General features: G+C 57.1%; 11 protein-coding genes and 3 tRNA genes. 9 read left to right on the top strand and 5 right to left on the bottom strand.

Annotation, left to right across the window (positions count from 1 at the left end):
• Positions 1 to 230: 230 nt before the first annotated feature.
• Positions 231 to 1,208 carry an elongation factor P--(R)-beta-lysine ligase gene (epmA, locus tag ABEH87_RS12210; RefSeq protein ID WP_346576633.1) on the top strand — a complete coding sequence of 326 codons (978 nt, stop codon included), beginning with the start codon at positions 231 to 233 and terminating at the stop codon, positions 1,206 to 1,208.
• A gap of 128 nt (positions 1,209 to 1,336) precedes the next feature.
• On the opposite strand, the gene mscM is transcribed toward epmA, so the two are convergent.
• From mscM to rsgA, 3 genes are all read right to left on the bottom strand, one after another.
• Entirely contained in the window at positions 1,337 to 4,672 is a 3,336-nt protein-coding gene (mscM, locus tag ABEH87_RS12205) for a miniconductance mechanosensitive channel MscM (protein WP_346576632.1), read from the bottom strand.
• A 9-nt stretch (positions 4,673 to 4,681) separates the two neighbouring features.
• On the bottom strand, positions 4,682 to 5,581 hold the full coding sequence (asd, locus tag ABEH87_RS12200) for an archaetidylserine decarboxylase (RefSeq protein WP_346576631.1): 900 nt from the start codon (positions 5,579 to 5,581) through the stop codon (positions 4,682 to 4,684).
• Positions 5,582 to 5,777: 196 nt separating this feature from the next.
• A complete protein-coding gene (rsgA, locus tag ABEH87_RS12195; RefSeq protein ID WP_346576630.1) occupies positions 5,778 to 6,836 on the bottom strand; it encodes a small ribosomal subunit biogenesis GTPase RsgA in 1,059 nt (352 codons plus the stop codon).
• Between the two features lie 102 nt (positions 6,837 to 6,938).
• Here rsgA and orn point away from each other — a divergent pair, with 102 nt between their 5' ends.
• From orn to ABEH87_RS12180, 3 genes are all read left to right on the top strand, one after another.
• Positions 6,939 to 7,484 carry an oligoribonuclease gene (gene orn, locus ABEH87_RS12190; protein ID WP_346576629.1) on the top strand — a complete coding sequence of 182 codons (546 nt, stop codon included), beginning with the start codon at positions 6,939 to 6,941 and terminating at the stop codon, positions 7,482 to 7,484.
• Between the two features lie 194 nt (positions 7,485 to 7,678).
• A tRNA-Gly gene (locus ABEH87_RS12185) sits at positions 7,679 to 7,754 on the top strand.
• A gap of 30 nt (positions 7,755 to 7,784) precedes the next feature.
• A tRNA-Gly gene (locus ABEH87_RS12180) sits at positions 7,785 to 7,860 on the top strand.
• Between the two features lie 80 nt (positions 7,861 to 7,940).
• On the opposite strand, the gene cynR is transcribed toward ABEH87_RS12180, so the two are convergent.
• Positions 7,941 to 8,825 (bottom strand): transcriptional regulator CynR, encoded by an 885-nt coding sequence (gene cynR / locus ABEH87_RS12175; RefSeq protein ID WP_346576628.1) that lies wholly within the window; start codon positions 8,823 to 8,825, stop codon positions 7,941 to 7,943.
• A 105-nt stretch (positions 8,826 to 8,930) separates the two neighbouring features.
• Between cynR and ABEH87_RS12170 the strand changes: the two genes are divergently transcribed.
• Positions 8,931 to 9,404, top strand: coding sequence for a nucleoside deaminase (locus ABEH87_RS12170; protein WP_346576627.1), 474 nt, complete (start codon positions 8,931 to 8,933; stop codon positions 9,402 to 9,404).
• A gap of 197 nt (positions 9,405 to 9,601) precedes the next feature.
• Positions 9,602 to 9,677: transfer RNA gene (locus ABEH87_RS12165), tRNA-Gly, on the top strand.
• 314 nt (positions 9,678 to 9,991) lie between these two features.
• Here ABEH87_RS12165 and queG read toward each other — a convergent pair.
• Positions 9,992 to 11,131, bottom strand: coding sequence for a tRNA epoxyqueuosine(34) reductase QueG (gene queG / locus ABEH87_RS12160; RefSeq protein WP_346576626.1), 1,140 nt, complete (start codon positions 11,129 to 11,131; stop codon positions 9,992 to 9,994).
• Here queG and nnr point away from each other — a divergent pair.
• From nnr to amiB, 3 genes are read left to right on the top strand one after another with little or no spacing between them, the layout of a single operon-like run.
• The gene (gene nnr / locus ABEH87_RS12155) at positions 11,130 to 12,653 is read left to right on the top strand and encodes a bifunctional ADP-dependent NAD(P)H-hydrate dehydratase/NAD(P)H-hydrate epimerase (protein WP_346576625.1); all 1,524 of its coding nucleotides are present in this window, start codon (positions 11,130 to 11,132) and stop codon (positions 12,651 to 12,653) included. The genes queG and nnr overlap by 2 nt on opposite strands.
• Positions 12,650 to 13,126, top strand: coding sequence for a tRNA (adenosine(37)-N6)-threonylcarbamoyltransferase complex ATPase subunit type 1 TsaE (tsaE, locus tag ABEH87_RS12150; RefSeq protein ID WP_346576624.1), 477 nt, complete (start codon positions 12,650 to 12,652; stop codon positions 13,124 to 13,126). The genes nnr and tsaE overlap by 4 nt, the downstream gene beginning before the upstream one ends.
• On the top strand, positions 13,126 to 14,784 hold the full coding sequence (amiB, locus tag ABEH87_RS12145) for an N-acetylmuramoyl-L-alanine amidase AmiB (RefSeq protein ID WP_346576701.1): 1,659 nt from the start codon (positions 13,126 to 13,128) through the stop codon (positions 14,782 to 14,784). The genes tsaE and amiB overlap by 1 nt, the downstream gene beginning before the upstream one ends.
• Positions 14,785 to 14,810 lie beyond the last annotated feature (26 nt).

The following is a 14,810-nucleotide window of genomic DNA, read 5'->3' as shown; positions in this document are numbered from 1 at the left end:
GGGATTTATAGTTTTTTCATGAAGTTAGCGAGATATATCCGCCAGTCAGCGCTCAGTATACGTGGGTTAAAAATGCGCTAATTTGATGTGTTCGGTCATTTCGGCGGGTTGCTGATAAAAACCTTTTTCAGCGTGGGGGAATGGGGGGTGCTGGTTTTTTCTCCGTAGAATTGTGTGTTGCTGCGCGTACAGGTAGACTTCCTGCCCCAACTGACTTTGGAGTAATAAAGATGAGCGATACGGCTAGCTGGCAGCCAAGTGCATCCATCGCCAATTTGTTAAAGCGTGCGGCGATTATGGCTGAAATCCGGCGTTTCTTTGCCGATCGTGGCGTACTGGAGGTGGAAACACCGGCGATGAGCCAGGCGACAGTAACCGATGTACATCTGTTCCCGTTCCAGACGCGGTTTGTGGGGCCGGGTGCCGCCGCAGGCGTCGATCTTTATCTGATGACCAGCCCTGAATATCATATGAAGCGGCTGCTGGCCGCAGGCAGTGGCCCGATTTATCAGCTGTGCCGCAGTTTCCGCAATGAAGAGATGGGGCGTCATCATAATCCTGAGTTCACCATGCTGGAGTGGTATCGTCCCCATTACGATATGTATCGCCTGATGAACGAGGTGGACGATCTGCTTCAGCAGGTGCTGGAGTGTGCGGCGGCGGAAACGCTCTCTTACCAACAGGCATTTATTCGCCATCTGGATATTGACCCGCTGTCTGCCGACAAAGCCCAGCTGCGCGAAGTGGCTGAGAAGCTGGGTGCCGGCGATCTCGCGCATCGTGAGGAAGACCGCGACACGCTGTTGCAGCTGCTGTTTATGCTGGGCGTGGAGCCAGAAATCGGCAAAGAGAAACCGGCCTTTGTTTACCACTTCCCGGCGAGTCAGGCGTCCCTGGCGGAGATCAGCACCGAAGATCACCGTGTGGCTGAGCGCTTCGAGGTCTATTTCAAAGGGATTGAACTGGCCAATGGCTTCCGCGAGCTGACCGACAGCCGCGAACAGCGTCTGCGTTTTGAGCAGGATAACCGCAAGCGCGCGGCAGCCGGTCTGCCGGTGCAGCCGATTGATACCAACCTGCTGGACGCGCTGGCTCACGGAATGCCGGAGTGTTCCGGCGTGGCGTTAGGGGTGGATCGTATTGTGATGCTGGCGCTGAAAGCGGAGCAACTCAGCGATGTGATCGCCTTTACCGTTGACCGTTGTTAAGCCTTTGGCGTAAGCCGTAGGGGGGGCCCCTACGGAATCCGATAGCGTTCGACCGTAGGGCCCGACCTTCTGTTTCGGTCGGCCGGGATGGTTACGCCGGTATGAAAAGCCGCAACGTGCCATACCGATCACAACCCGCCTGATTTATAATTCCTTGCCGCCGGTGCGCCGTTACTGGCAGGCGTTTTCCGCCCGATGGTTTCCATTCTCACCTGGAACGGTGGGAACGGCATTTCCAGCCCGTGCTCCTGGTAACCGCGCAGGATCAGCTGATGCAGCTCATGGCGCAGCGGCATACGATGCCCCATCTCGGCTGCGTGAATGCGCAGCTCAAACAGCTGGATCCCCTGCTGTAAATCGACGAGGAAGGCTTCCGGCGGCGGGGTATCCAGCACATAGCTACAGCGCTGTGCAGCGGTCAGCAGCACGTTGGTCACTTCTTCACTGTTGGCCTCTGCCGGGGCCGGAATGGTCAGCACCACGCGGGTCACTGAATCCGACAGCGACCAGTTAATAAACTGCTCGGTGATAAAGGCCTTATTCGGCACGATAATCTCTTTGCGGTCCCAGTCGGTGATGGTGGTGGCGCGGGTGTTAATGCGCGTAATGCTGCCCGTCAGATCGCGAATGGTCACGGTATCCCCGATGCGGATCGGCTTCTCAAACAGGATGATCAGGCCGGAGATAAAGTTGGCGAAAATTTCCTGTAATCCAAAGCCCAGTCCCACCGTTAAACCGGCCACCAGCCACTGTAATTTCGACCAGTCGATACCAATCAGCGAGAACCCCGCCAGGCCGCCAATCAGGATCAGCAGGTATTTGGTCAGGGTGGTAATGGCATAGCCGGTGCCGGGCGTCAGGCTGAGGTGTTGCAACAGCGCCAGCTCCAGCAGGGCAGGCATGTTGCGCACCAGTTGAGTGGTGATCACCAGCACCAGTATGGCGATCATCACCGATCCGAGGGTGATCGGTTGCAGGCTTTCCACGCCCTGGACCGTCGTGCTGACGTCCCACAGGCGGATATTTTCCAGGAAACCAAACGCAGAGTGGATCTCTGACCACAGGACGATCACTGAAACCAGCGCGATCAGGGTCAGGATCGATCGTACCAGACGCAACGACTGCGCGCTGATCGCATCCAAATCGATCACCGGTTCTTCCACGTCAACGCTGTCGGCAGCGGTCTGCTGGGCGGCCAGCTCTTCTTCACCGCGCGCACGCTGGGCAAGGATTTCAGCACGGCGCTGGCGCGCACGGTCGAAGGCGATGCGTCGGCGCTGGATCAGCATCCAGCGGCGAATAATGTGGTAGATCACCAGCAGCAGGAACCAGATGGCGACCGAGGTTTCCAGACGGGCCAGCAGGGCCTGAGCGGTAGCCAGATAGCCAATGCAGGAGGCGAGCGCCGCAACCATCGGAATGGCGATCATCGCGTTCCACAGCATGGTGTTAATCAGGTTCTCGCCGTTGCCCTCTTTATCCAGGTGCAGCGGGATCCCGGCGCGTTTCAGGCTGACCGTCACCAGGCTGAGAGCGCCACAAATCAGGATGAAGCACAGGCGGCCAAGAGTGGCTGAGAATTCGCGATCTTCGAGATTATCGAAGGCGATCAGCATCATCATCAGCGGCACCACCAGCCCGATGCACAGCGTATAAAAACGCATGGCGCGCGCGACGCGCGCCTGCGGCCAGCGGAAATGCACGATAAACAGCCCCTGCGAGCGGGCAAAGGTGTTGCTGACCATAAACGCCCACAGCAGCGGCACGCTGGCGGTCACGCCGTCACCAATCGCAATGGCAATCGGATAGGGCCAGGCATGTTGCAGGCCGTAGCCGAGTGCCGCCCAAAGCACCGGCAGCGGCAGCGCCACCAGAATCGACCAGAACACGGTGCGCAGCGTCAGGCTGAAATGGTCCTGAGTGACCTTGCCCACTTTGCTGGAGGCGCGCTCAAGGAAGTTGCGGAAGTGGCGGCGCGAGCTGATGCTGAAGCCGACCAGCAGCACGGCACCCAGCAGCGGCAGCACGGTTTCCCGGCTGGTCACCATCATCACCATCGCGCCGCCCAGCTGGCCGAGCGTATCCAGCGACAGCAGGCGGTGCAGATCGCGCGCCAGATTAAGGGGATAGCTGAAGTCCACCGGGCTGACGTCTGCGGTCCAGAACAGATAGCGGTGGGTGGCTTCTTTCACTTCATTCAGCGCATCCACCAGCTGGCTGTTGCCCACTTTCAGCTTGGTGACGCCAAGGATAAGGTTGTCGCACCCGGAGAGCAGGGAAGTCAGCAGCTCGCGCTGAGTTTTCAGCTGGGCATCCAGAATACGCCGCTGCTCGGAGGTCAGGTTGCTGTTGTCATCCTGGCGTAGCTGGCGCAGATTTTTCTGGCGCTCCAGCAGGTCCTCATAGTAGAGGCGCTGCACCCGCAGCTGGGCCATTTCGTTGTCCAGCTGCTGCGGTTTTGGCATGTCAGGCAGGCGCGCAACCTGCGCGCGCAGCGCTTCGCCCAGCACATTTGAAACCCCCAGCCACTGCGACTGCTCGCGAATGGTGCTGAGTGCCTGACGCACCTGAATGGTCTGATTGGCAGCGGTTCGCTGCTGCGAAGCCACCAGATCCATACGCTGCGCCTGCTGATTCAGCGCACTGGACAGTTCGCGGTTGATGCGGAACTGTTCGGTGATGCCGGCCGGCATATTGCCACTGTTTTCCGCCAGCTGTTCAGTGCGCGCAAGGGCCATTTCCGCTTCCCGCTGACGCAGGCTGTTAAGCTGATTACGCAGGTCCTGCAGATAGGCATCCAGACTGGCGGCTTTACGCTGGTGGACTTCAGCGCGCATCCGCGCCAGTTCCTGACGATTATTGGCTGACAGCTGCGCCAGCTCCAGCTCATCAACACGCGCTTTTTGTGCGGCAGACTCTGCCTGGCGCTGAGCCAGCTGGGCCTGGCCGAGAGGTGTGGTGGGGGCGGGCTGGCTCTGTAAACGGCGTTCAATCTCGTTCAGCGCGCGGCGGGCATCCGTTTGCTGCTGCGGCAGCTGGGAAAGAGAATCGCTGATTTCACGGGCGCGATCCTGCTCCTGCTGAACCTGACGGCTCTCTTCGAGTAGCTGACTGCTGACCTGCAGGATCTCCTGATCGAGGTCGGCGGCGCTCATATTACTGCGCAGGGGTTTGCTGTTGTCCGTCAGCGTGACGATTTGCTGACGCAACTCGCGGGAAAGTTTCGGAAAATCGTCAATGACCTGCTGATAATCTTGTGAAAGATCCACTGACTTCTGGTATTCATCCAGCCAGTTCAGTGTGGATTGCAGGGCATCGACGACGGCCGTCTGGCTTGCAGAAGTCTTGTCTGACTTTGCCTCTTCCAGTTGTTGTTTGATCTGCGACGCATCCGGTGCGCTGGCGGCGTAAACCGGCTGGAGCAGGCTCCAGCCTAACAGAAGGGTAAGGATCAGACGTGACATGGCTATCCGCTATGGATGGTGGAGGACGTCTTCCGCACTGTCTTTTTGCAGTGCGATGGCCAGCGTAGCGCCAAGACGGGTTTTACTTTCAGCTGCCAGACTTTCAGCCAGCTTCACTTTGCCAGGGGCAAACAGGTTGATCACGGTCGAACCCAGCTTAAAGCGGCCCATTTCCTGGCCCTTCAGCAGGACCACTGCGCCTTCGGCATCAGCACCCGGCCAGCTCCAGCGTTTGATCACGCCTTCACGAGGAGGGGTTACCGTGCCTGACCAGACGGTTTCAATGCTGCCAACAATGGTCGCACCCACCAGAATCTGTGCCATCGGGCCAAATTCAGTATCGAACAGGCAGATGACGCGCTCATTACGGGCAAACAGGTTAGGAATGTTCTGCGCGGTCAGCGGGTTCACCGAGTACAGATCGCCCGGCACATAGATCATCTCACGCAGGATGCCGTTGCATGGCATATGCACGCGATGGTAGTCACGCGGCGCGAGGTAAGTGGTCACAAACTCGCCGTCACGGAACATGTCGGTCATGGCTGCATTGCCTGCCAGCAGCGCTTCCAGCGAATAGGTGTGGCCTTTAGCCTGGAAAATCTGCTCGCCTTCAATATGACCTAACTGGCTGATCGCGCCATCGGCAGGCAGCACCAGCAGGTTCGGGTCCGTCTCAATAGGGCGGGCTTCGTCACGCAGCGGGCGCACGAAGAAATCATTAAAGGTACGATAGCTGGCAGTGTCAGGCTTCTGCGCCTCTTTCATGTCCACCTTGTAGTACCAGACAAAAGCGTCAATCACCGCTTTGGTCAGCCAGCCACCGCGCTTGCTGGCACCCCAGCCGGCCAGTTCAGTCAGGGCTTTTTTAGGCAGTATATTATTCAGGCCGAGTTTAATACGATCTAACACGTTAGCCTCCTGGCTCCATCAGAAATTCCCTGCCGGGTTCAGGTTGCACTGGCGTTTTCGCCAGGCTGCAAAATGAAATATTCAGGGTATCAACATTATAAAAGGGGCGGATTGTACCAGCGCCTGCAGGTTTAGGCTATTGCCTAGCTGCGGCGCGGTTTTTATGGCCCTTTGGCTGCAAATCGGGCCAGTTTTATCAGTCTTTGTCGCTGCTGAAGCGACGGGTCTTGGCCTGCACTTCTGACATGGTGTCCAGAATCAGGTGGTAGTTCACGAAGCGTGACTCGTCGATCTCACCTTTTTCCACGGCTTCACGAATGGCGCAGCCGGGATCGTTGTCGTGTTTGCAGTCGCGGAACTTGCATCCCCCTAAGTAGTCACGAAATTCGACAAATCCCTGAGTGATTTGTTCCGGCTCCAGGTGCCATAATCCAAATTCACGAACACCGGGGGAGTCGATAACATCGCCGCCGTGTGGGAAGTGATACAGGCGGGAGGCGGTGGTGGTGTGCTGACCGAGACCTGAGTTGTCAGAGACGTCGTTAGTGAGGATCTCCGCGCTGCTCAGTTCCAGACCGAGCAGGGCATTGAGCAGGCTGGATTTTCCCACCCCCGACTGCCCGGCAAAAATGCTGATGCGGCCGGTCAGGGCTTCTTCCAGCTCGGCCAGACCCTCTTTGCGGTGGCTGGAGACCATCAGCACCTTGTAGCCAATACGGCGGTAGATATCCATCTGCTCATTAACGAAGGCGCGGCCTGCATCATCCAGCAGGTCCGTTTTGTTCAGGACCAGCAGTGGCTCAACGCCCAGCGTTTCGCAGGCGACCAGGTAACGGTCAATGATGTTCAGCGACAGTTCAGGAAGAATGGCCGACACCACGACAATCTGATCAATATTGGCCGCAATCGGTTTTACACCGTCATAAAAGTCAGGGCGCGTCAGTACCGAGGTGCGTTCATGCACCGCTTCGACGATGCCTTTAACGGTTGCACCGCCTTCCACGCCTGGCCGCCAGCGCACGCGATCTCCGGTGACCAGTGAACGGATGGTACGGCGGATGTTACAGCGGTGAACAGAACCATCCGCATCTTCCACATCGGCATGCATACCAAAACGGCTGATCACCACGCCATCACGTACTTCACCGAACAGATTGTCATCTGGCTCAGGTTTATCAGCACGTTGTTTCAGGCGACGATCGTGGTTGGCACTCACGCGACGTTGCTGACCTTTGGATAGTTTGTTTTTAGTCACTGTTCCTCACACTGGTTTTGCATATTTCGCCCTGGCAGGGCAAAACGTCTATCATACACTTTAATTCGATACTATGCCGCTTCGGCCAACGCGAGATGCACTATGACTGCCAATGCTAACAACCTGATTTGGATTGACCTTGAGATGACCGGGCTGGACCCGGAGCAGGACCGTATCATTGAGATCGCGACGCTTGTAACAGATGCCGATCTGAATATTCTTGCCGAAGGGCCGGTCATGGCTGTTCATCAGTCCGACGCGCAGCTGGCGCTGATGGATGAGTGGAATGTGCGCACGCACACTAACAGTGGCCTGGTGGAGCGCGTGAAAGCCAGCCAGTTTGATGAAGATGCCGCCGTTCAGGCAACCATTGCCTTCCTCAAAGAGTGGGTGCCTGCTAACAGTTCCCCTATTTGCGGTAACAGCATCGGCCAGGATCGTCGGTTCCTGTTCAAATATATGCCGGAGCTGGAAGCCTACTTCCACTATCGTTACCTGGACGTCAGCACGCTGAAAGAGCTGGCTCGCCGCTGGAAGCCAGAGATTCTGCCCGGCTTTAAAAAGCAGGGAACGCATCAGGCACTGGATGATATCCGTGAGTCCGTGGCCGAGCTGGCGTATTACCGCGAACATTTCATTCAACTGTAAGTCTTTGCGGCTGGCGAAAAAAAGACCGCAGACCTGTTTTTCGGCTAAAAATGCCGATTAAACCGGCATTTTGCTGGTTTAATCGGCATTCGGAACAAAAAGAGAAAATTTTCCTGGGGACAGGGTTGCGGGAGGAAAGAATTCTCGTATAATGCGCACCCCGTACCGGTGAAGAATTTTCATCGTTACCCAGAGCGGGAATAGCTCAGTTGGTAGAGCACGACCTTGCCAAGGTCGGGGTCGCGAGTTCGAGTCTCGTTTCCCGCTCCAATTTTTTAAGCAGTATCAAGCACCACCCAAGCGGGAATAGCTCAGTTGGTAGAGCACGACCTTGCCAAGGTCGGGGTCGCGAGTTCGAGTCTCGTTTCCCGCTCCAAAATTTAGTTTGCAGAAAGGGTGACCTCTCTGTGAGCCAGTAGAAAAAGAGCCGAAAGGCTCTTTTTTTATGCCTGCATTTTATGAAAAGTCCCGCCCCTGATCCTGCGCCAGCGCTGAGAATGCCCGTGCCGCCGCCGTCTGATATCCCCCTTTGCGCTGTAACAGTATTGCCGTTCTGGTCAGCAGCGGAGGATCGAGCGCAATCGCCACCAGGTCCTCGTGCCCGTGCGTGGTCATGGCCGGGAGCAGCGTGGCCAGCCCGGTTCGCCGGATGATTTCAATCACCGCACTCAGTGAGTTCGCCTGCATCAGCACCTGCGGATGCAGGCTGTTCTGGCGAAAGCAGCGGTCAATCTGATCGCGGGTGGTGAATTCCGCCGTCAGCAGTACCAGTTTCTCCTGGCCCAGCGCCGCCAGCGTGATGCTGTGCTGCCTGGCCAGAGGGTGATGACCGGCGACAACCAGCGCCAGCGTTTCGCTAAACAGGGGCTGATATGCCATGCCCGCCAGGCCGGGGGCGTCAAACCCGATGCCGAGATCCAGCCGGTCATCCATGAGATCCTGTTCCATCTGTTCCTGCGGCATTTCGCGGATCTCCAGCGCGATGGTGGGGTAACGCTGGTGAAATGACGCGATTAACGGCCCCATCAGATAGTGGGTGAAGGTGGGGGTGATGGCGATGCGCAGGGTGCCGCGCATAACATTGCCGACGTCATGCAGCGCACGTTGCCCCTCGGCCAGGTCGCGCAGCGCCTGTTTTGCGTAGTGGGCATACACTTCTCCGGCGTCGGTCAGGCGTATATCACGCCCGCTGCGGTCAAACAGCGGGCTGCCAAGCGTTTCTTCTAACTGTTTGACCTGCTGTGACAGTGCCGGCTGCGAGACGTGCAGGGCATTCGCCGCGCGGGTAAAGCTGCGGTGCTGCGCGACGGCCAGGAAATAGTGAATATGTCGTAACAGCATGGGTCTTCCTATAATGAGAGCTTATAGCTTCAATTATAAATGGGTCTTTTACATTATACCTTCACGGTTTTAGCCTTATGCGCATTAACCCTAACCGGACAGGTGATGATGATGGATTTTGTTCAGCGGACTATCGATTTGGCGATGAAAAACGTGGAAGAGGGCGGCAGGCCTTTTGCTACGGTGATTGTACGTAATGGCGAAGTCATTGCCGAAAGTGCCAACAAGGTGGCTCAGACCAGCGATCCAACGGCACACGCGGAGATTCTGGCGATCCGCGAGGCCTGTACGCGTCTGGGGACAGAAAACCTGACTGACTGTGAGATTTACATTCTGGCCAGCCCCTGCCCGATGTGCCTGGGGTCGCTCTACTATTGCAGCCCTAAACAGGTGATTTACATCACTACGCGTGAAGAGTACGCCCCGTTTTACCAGGATGACCGTAAATACTTCGAACTCGATACCTTCTACGCCGAGTACAGCAAGCCGATTGAGCAGCGTCGCCTGCCGATGGTACAACGCAAAAGTAGCCATGCTATTAGCGTCTATCAGCGCTGGCAGGCGCTGAATCACTCCTGACAGGGTGGCCTGATAGCGTGTTTTTTGTACGCGGATGGCACAAGCTGCGATCCGCATTAAATTTTTTTCGTGCAAGCCTTGCCAGCGCCAGGAAACAGGTCCATAATAGCGACCTCTCCTCCGGAAGGAAGAGGTAAAAGCTAAAACAATCAAGTAGTTATACGATTTTTAGCACAGTAATTCAGCATTACTCCTAAGCGGGAATAGCTCAGTTGGTAGAGCACGACCTTGCCAAGGTCGGGGTCGCGAGTTCGAGTCTCGTTTCCCGCTCCAAATAAAAATCTTTCTCAATTGTCTTCAAAATTATCCACAGCGATAAGCGCCGTGTGTCGCCCTGTTTTTCCCCATGCCAAAAATGTTTTAAACAGACTTATCCACAGCTTATGTTGTTGATCTTCTCATGCCAAAAAAAAGCCAGTATTTCCATATGGCGTATAACTTATTGTTTTTATGGCTATTGTGAATATTTCAAATTGTTATCTGGATCACTTGTGGTTTCTGTGACGCTTGAATGACAACGACTTTTTATTTTTATTCACAGCATGTGGAAAAGATTTCGCGTGGGTAATATTCTCCATACTGTTCAATTAAGCATCACGCGGTAATCCCTTTTCAATCACGCGCACCAGGCGTTTCTGCTGGCTGCTCTGAACCTCAATGCGATTTTCATCCCGGCGCGCCAGCTGACAGGCGATCGCCCAGTCGATATGTTCGTCCAGCATACTGTTTTCACCCCGTCGTGCTGCCAGCGCCGCAAGGTGCTTTTCATCCCACGGGGCATTGCCCAGTGCCACCGCAATATTGCGCAGCCAGCGCAGATGACCAATGCGTCTGATCGCTGACCCTTCGGTGATTCGTAAAAATTTCGCTTCATCCCAGGCAAACAGTTCCGTCAGTGGCGGAGCGTGTAAAACGGCGCGCGGACTGAAATCATCTTCATCGGTGAGCTGGCCGTAACGGTTCCACGGGCAGATCAGCTGACAGTCGTCGCAGCCATAAATGCGGTTGCCAATTAACGGGCGAAACTCTTCCGGGATCGCGCCTTCTAATTCGATGGTGAGATAGGAGATGCAGCGGCGGGCATCAACGGTATAAGGCTCGACAATGGCACCGGTCGGGCAGGTGGTGATACAGGCTACGCAGCGGCCGCAGTTCTCTTCTACCGGCTGGTCTACCGGCAGCGGCAGATCGATCAGCAGTTCGCCGAGGAAGAACCAGGAGCCGGCTTCACGGTTGAGGATCAGCGAATGTTTACCCGTCCAGCCCAGCCCGGCTTTCGCCGCCAGCGGACGTTCCAGCAGCGGAGCGGAATCGACAAACGGCCTGAACTGGGCGTCGCTACAGCGCTCACGGATCATATCGCCGAGCTTTTTCAGGCGATTGCGTAATACTTTGTGGTAATCGCGGCCCAGGGCATAGCGGCTGACATACCCCAGGCGGGGATTTTTCAGCGTGCTGGCGAAGGCGGCTTTGGCGGGCAGATAATTCATCCGCACGCTGATCACCCGCAGCGTACCGGGTAGCAGTTCATGGGGACGGGCGCGCATCATGCCGTGACGCGCCATCCAGTCCATCTCACCGTGATATTGTTTATCCAGCCAGGCCTGAAGCCGGGGCTCTTCCAGCGTTAAGTCGGTATCACAGATGCCGACCTGCTGAAAGCCGAGCGCCAGCCCCCACTGTTTAATATCCAGGGCGAGTTGATGGAAATCGAGAGGATGCGACATGAATAACCTGAACCAGCAAGAAGACTGCACCAGTTTACCCTATTCTGTCTGGCCTGTGGAGGCGATAGCCGAACTGGAGCGTGAAGGGGCAGACAGTCTGGGCATCACTCTGTTTGAATTAATGCAGCGCGCCGGTGAAGCCGCCTTCAGTCTGTTGCGGCAGCGCTGGCCGCAGGCGCAGCACTGGCTGATATTGTGCGGCCAGGGCAATAACGGCGGTGACGGGTTTGTCGTGGCGCGTCTGGCGCAGTCTGCCGGTCTGACGGTGACGCTGATTGCCGTGGAGGGGGATAAAGCGCTGCCTGAAGAAGCGCGTCAGGCGCGGGATAACTGGCTGGCGGCGGGCGGTGTGATCCACGATGCGGCGGCCCCGTGGCCTGCATCCGTGGAGGTCATTGTTGACGCGCTGCTTGGCACCGGGCTGAATCGTGCTCCCGGCGCTCCTTATGATGTGCTGATTGCACAGGCTAATCGCCATCCCGCCCCGGTATTTGCCGTGGATATTCCCTCCGGGTTAGTGGCCGCTAACGGCACTGTCCCCGGTGAAGCGATCAATGCCACGCATACGCTGACGTTTATTGCACTGAAACCCGGTCTGCTGACCGGCAAGGCGCGCGATCGTGTCGGGCAGTTGCATTATCACAGCCTGAATCTCGATGCGTGGCTACAGGGCCAGACCGCGCCCGTTGCGCGCTACGATGCCAGCCACCTGGCGACGTGGCTGACACCACGGCGACCCACCTCGCACAAGGGCGATCATGGCCGTGTGCTGGTGATCGGTGGCGACCACGGTACTGCGGGGGCGGTTCGCATGACTGCCGAGGCGGCGTTAAGAACTGGTTCTGGATTAGTGCGAGTGCTTACTCACATTGAGAACGTTGGTCCGCTGCTGACTGCGCGCCCTGAGCTGATGGTGCAGGAACTCACGTCGCAGGCGCTGGAGGACGGGCTGGAGTGGGCCGATGTGATTGTGATTGGGCCCGGTCTGGGTCAGGGGGCCTGGGGTAAGAAGGCTTTGAAAAAGGTAGAAAACTCTCAGAAAACGATGCTTTGGGACGCCGATGCGCTTAACCTGCTGGCAATCAGTCCCGATAAACGTCAAAATCGAATCATTACGCCGCATCCCGGCGAAGCCGCGAGGCTGCTGAATAGTAAAGTCAGTGATATTGAGAGTGACCGCTTACTGGCTGTGCGCCGTCTGGCAAAGCGTTATGGTGGCGTCGTGGTGCTGAAAGGTGCCGGAACGCTGATCGCCAGCGAGCACGGTGAACTGGCGATAGCCGATGTCGGCAACGCGGGTATGGCCAGCGGCGGAATGGGAGATGTGTTATCTGGTATCATCGGCAGCCTGGCAGGGCAGCAGCTCCCGCTGTACGATGCTGCCTGCGCAGGATGCGTAGTGCACGGCGCGGCGGCTGACGCAGTGGCACAACGTCGCGGTACGCGCGGGATGTTAGCCACCGATCTGTTCTCCGAGCTGTATCTGTTTGTCAATCCTGAGATCTCGAATACAAAAGAATGATGACCTGTGTAATTGCGTTGCCCGATGAGGCAGCAACCCTCGCATTGGGTGCCCGGCTGGCCCGCGCCTGTGATGGCGCGGCAACCCTGTATCTGTATGGCGACCTGGGTGCCGGTAAAACCACCTTCAGCCGCGGATTTTTGCAGGCACTTGGCCATCAGGGCAATGTGAAAAGCCCGACCTATACGCTGGTAGAGCCTTATGTGCTTCCGGATCGCCGGGTGTATCATTTTGATCTGTATCGTTTGTCTGACCCGGAAGAGCTGGAGTTTATGGGGATTCGTGATTACTTCGGCCCGGACAGTCTGTGCCTGGTCGAGTGGCCGCAGCAGGGAGCAGGCGTACTGCCAGAGCCTGACCTGGAACTTCATCTCACTTATCAGGGACACGCGCGTGAAGCCCAGCTCCGCGCCTGCTCACCTGAGGGTGAAACGATGCTGCAACGCATGACGGCTGAACAGGGTGGCGCATGATGTTGCGATTTAAAAGCTGGTGCCTGCTGGCCCTGTTCTGCTGCTCATTCAGTTCACTGGCGGCGAATTTATCCGATATCAAAGTCTCCAACGGCAACAATGAAGCGCAGGTCACGCTGAGCTTTGCCGGGCAGCCGGTTTACGCCTTTTTTCCTCTGCATAATCCGGATCGGGTGGTGCTGGATATCCGCCAGAGCGGTATCGTTCAGGGGCTGCCGCTGACTTTCAGCGGCGAGAATATTGTCAAACGTATTCGCTCCAGCACCGCAAAGGACAGCCAGAGCATCCGGCTGGTGTTTGAGCTGACGCAGCGCGGAAAGACCAGAGCGGTCACCCAGCGCAACGGCAGCAGCTACAATGTGGTGTTTACCATTACCGGTACGCAGCCTGCCCCTGCGCGAAATGCGGCGGTGAGCAGCGTGACCCCTTCCCGCCAGACCAGCACGCCGCCAAAAAGTCCGTTTGACGCTAACCCGGTGACCTCGGTCAGCAGTGGTAATCAGGTGGCGCGGCCACGTAGCACAAGCAGCAATGATACGGTGATCGTGGCGATTGATGCCGGCCACGGTGGTCAGGATCCGGGCGCGATTGGCGGCGGCGGTCTGAAAGAGAAAAATGTGACCATCGCCATCGCACGTAAACTGAAAGCGTTACTCAATGCCGACCCGATGTTTAAAGGCGTGATGACGCGTGACGGTGACTATTTTATCTCTGTGATGGGGCGCTCAGATGTGGCGCGTAAGCAGAACGCGAATCTGCTGGTGTCGATTCACGCCGATGCGGCCCCTAACCGCAGCGCTTCCGGTGCATCCGTGTGGGTGCTGTCAAATCGCCGCGCCAACAGTGAAATGGCCGGCTGGCTGGAGCAGCATGAGAAGCAGTCCGAACTGCTGGGCGGTGCCGGCGATCTGCTGGCTAACAGCCAGGCGGATCCTTACCTGAGCCAGGCGGTGCTGGACCTGCAGTTCGGGCACTCGCAGCGCGTGGGTTATGATGTTGCTGTTAAAGTGATTGCGCAGTTGCAGCGCGTGGGGGCGTTGCATAAGCGCCGGCCGGAACATGCCAGCCTGGGCGTACTGCGCTCGCCGGATATTCCTTCCCTGCTGGTGGAAACCGGCTTTATCAGTAACCCTTCGGAGGAGCGACTGCTTGGCAGTAGCGCTTACCAGCAGAAGATTGCCGAGTCGATTTATAAAGGCCTGCGCAACTACTTCCTGGCGCACCCGCTGCAATCGATCCCAAAGGAGGAAAACCGACCGTTGCAGGCCGCAACGGCGGTTGAAGTCCAGGCTAACCCGGCGCCCGCCAGCACAGAATATACCGGTGCGACCCAGCGTCACGTGGTGAAACGCGGTGAGACGCTTTCCGGTATTGCCGCCAGCTACGGTGTCAGCATGGCGACGCTGCGCTCAATGAACACGTTGAAAAAAGATGTCGTGTGGGTGGGGCAACGTCTCAAAGTGCCCGCTGGCAGTAAAACGGCCTCCGCCCCTGCGGTCAAAAGCCGCCAGCCAGCGCGACATAAAGTGGTTCGTGGTGACTCACTGACGGCCATTGCCGCTAAATACGGCGTCAGCCCGCAAGCGATCCAGCAGGCAAATAAGATGAAGTCGCAGAATGTGATGCTGGGCCAGACATTAAAAATCCCGGCGTCATAATCCTGGACGGATAATGTAAGGGGCGA

The organism is Erwinia sp. Eh17-17 (genome assembly GCF_039675725.1).
Classification (GTDB): Bacteria; Pseudomonadota; Gammaproteobacteria; order Enterobacterales; family Enterobacteriaceae; genus Erwinia.
The sequence above is the reverse complement of the archived record's forward strand: the minus strand, read 5'-3'. Positions and strand labels throughout refer to the sequence as shown.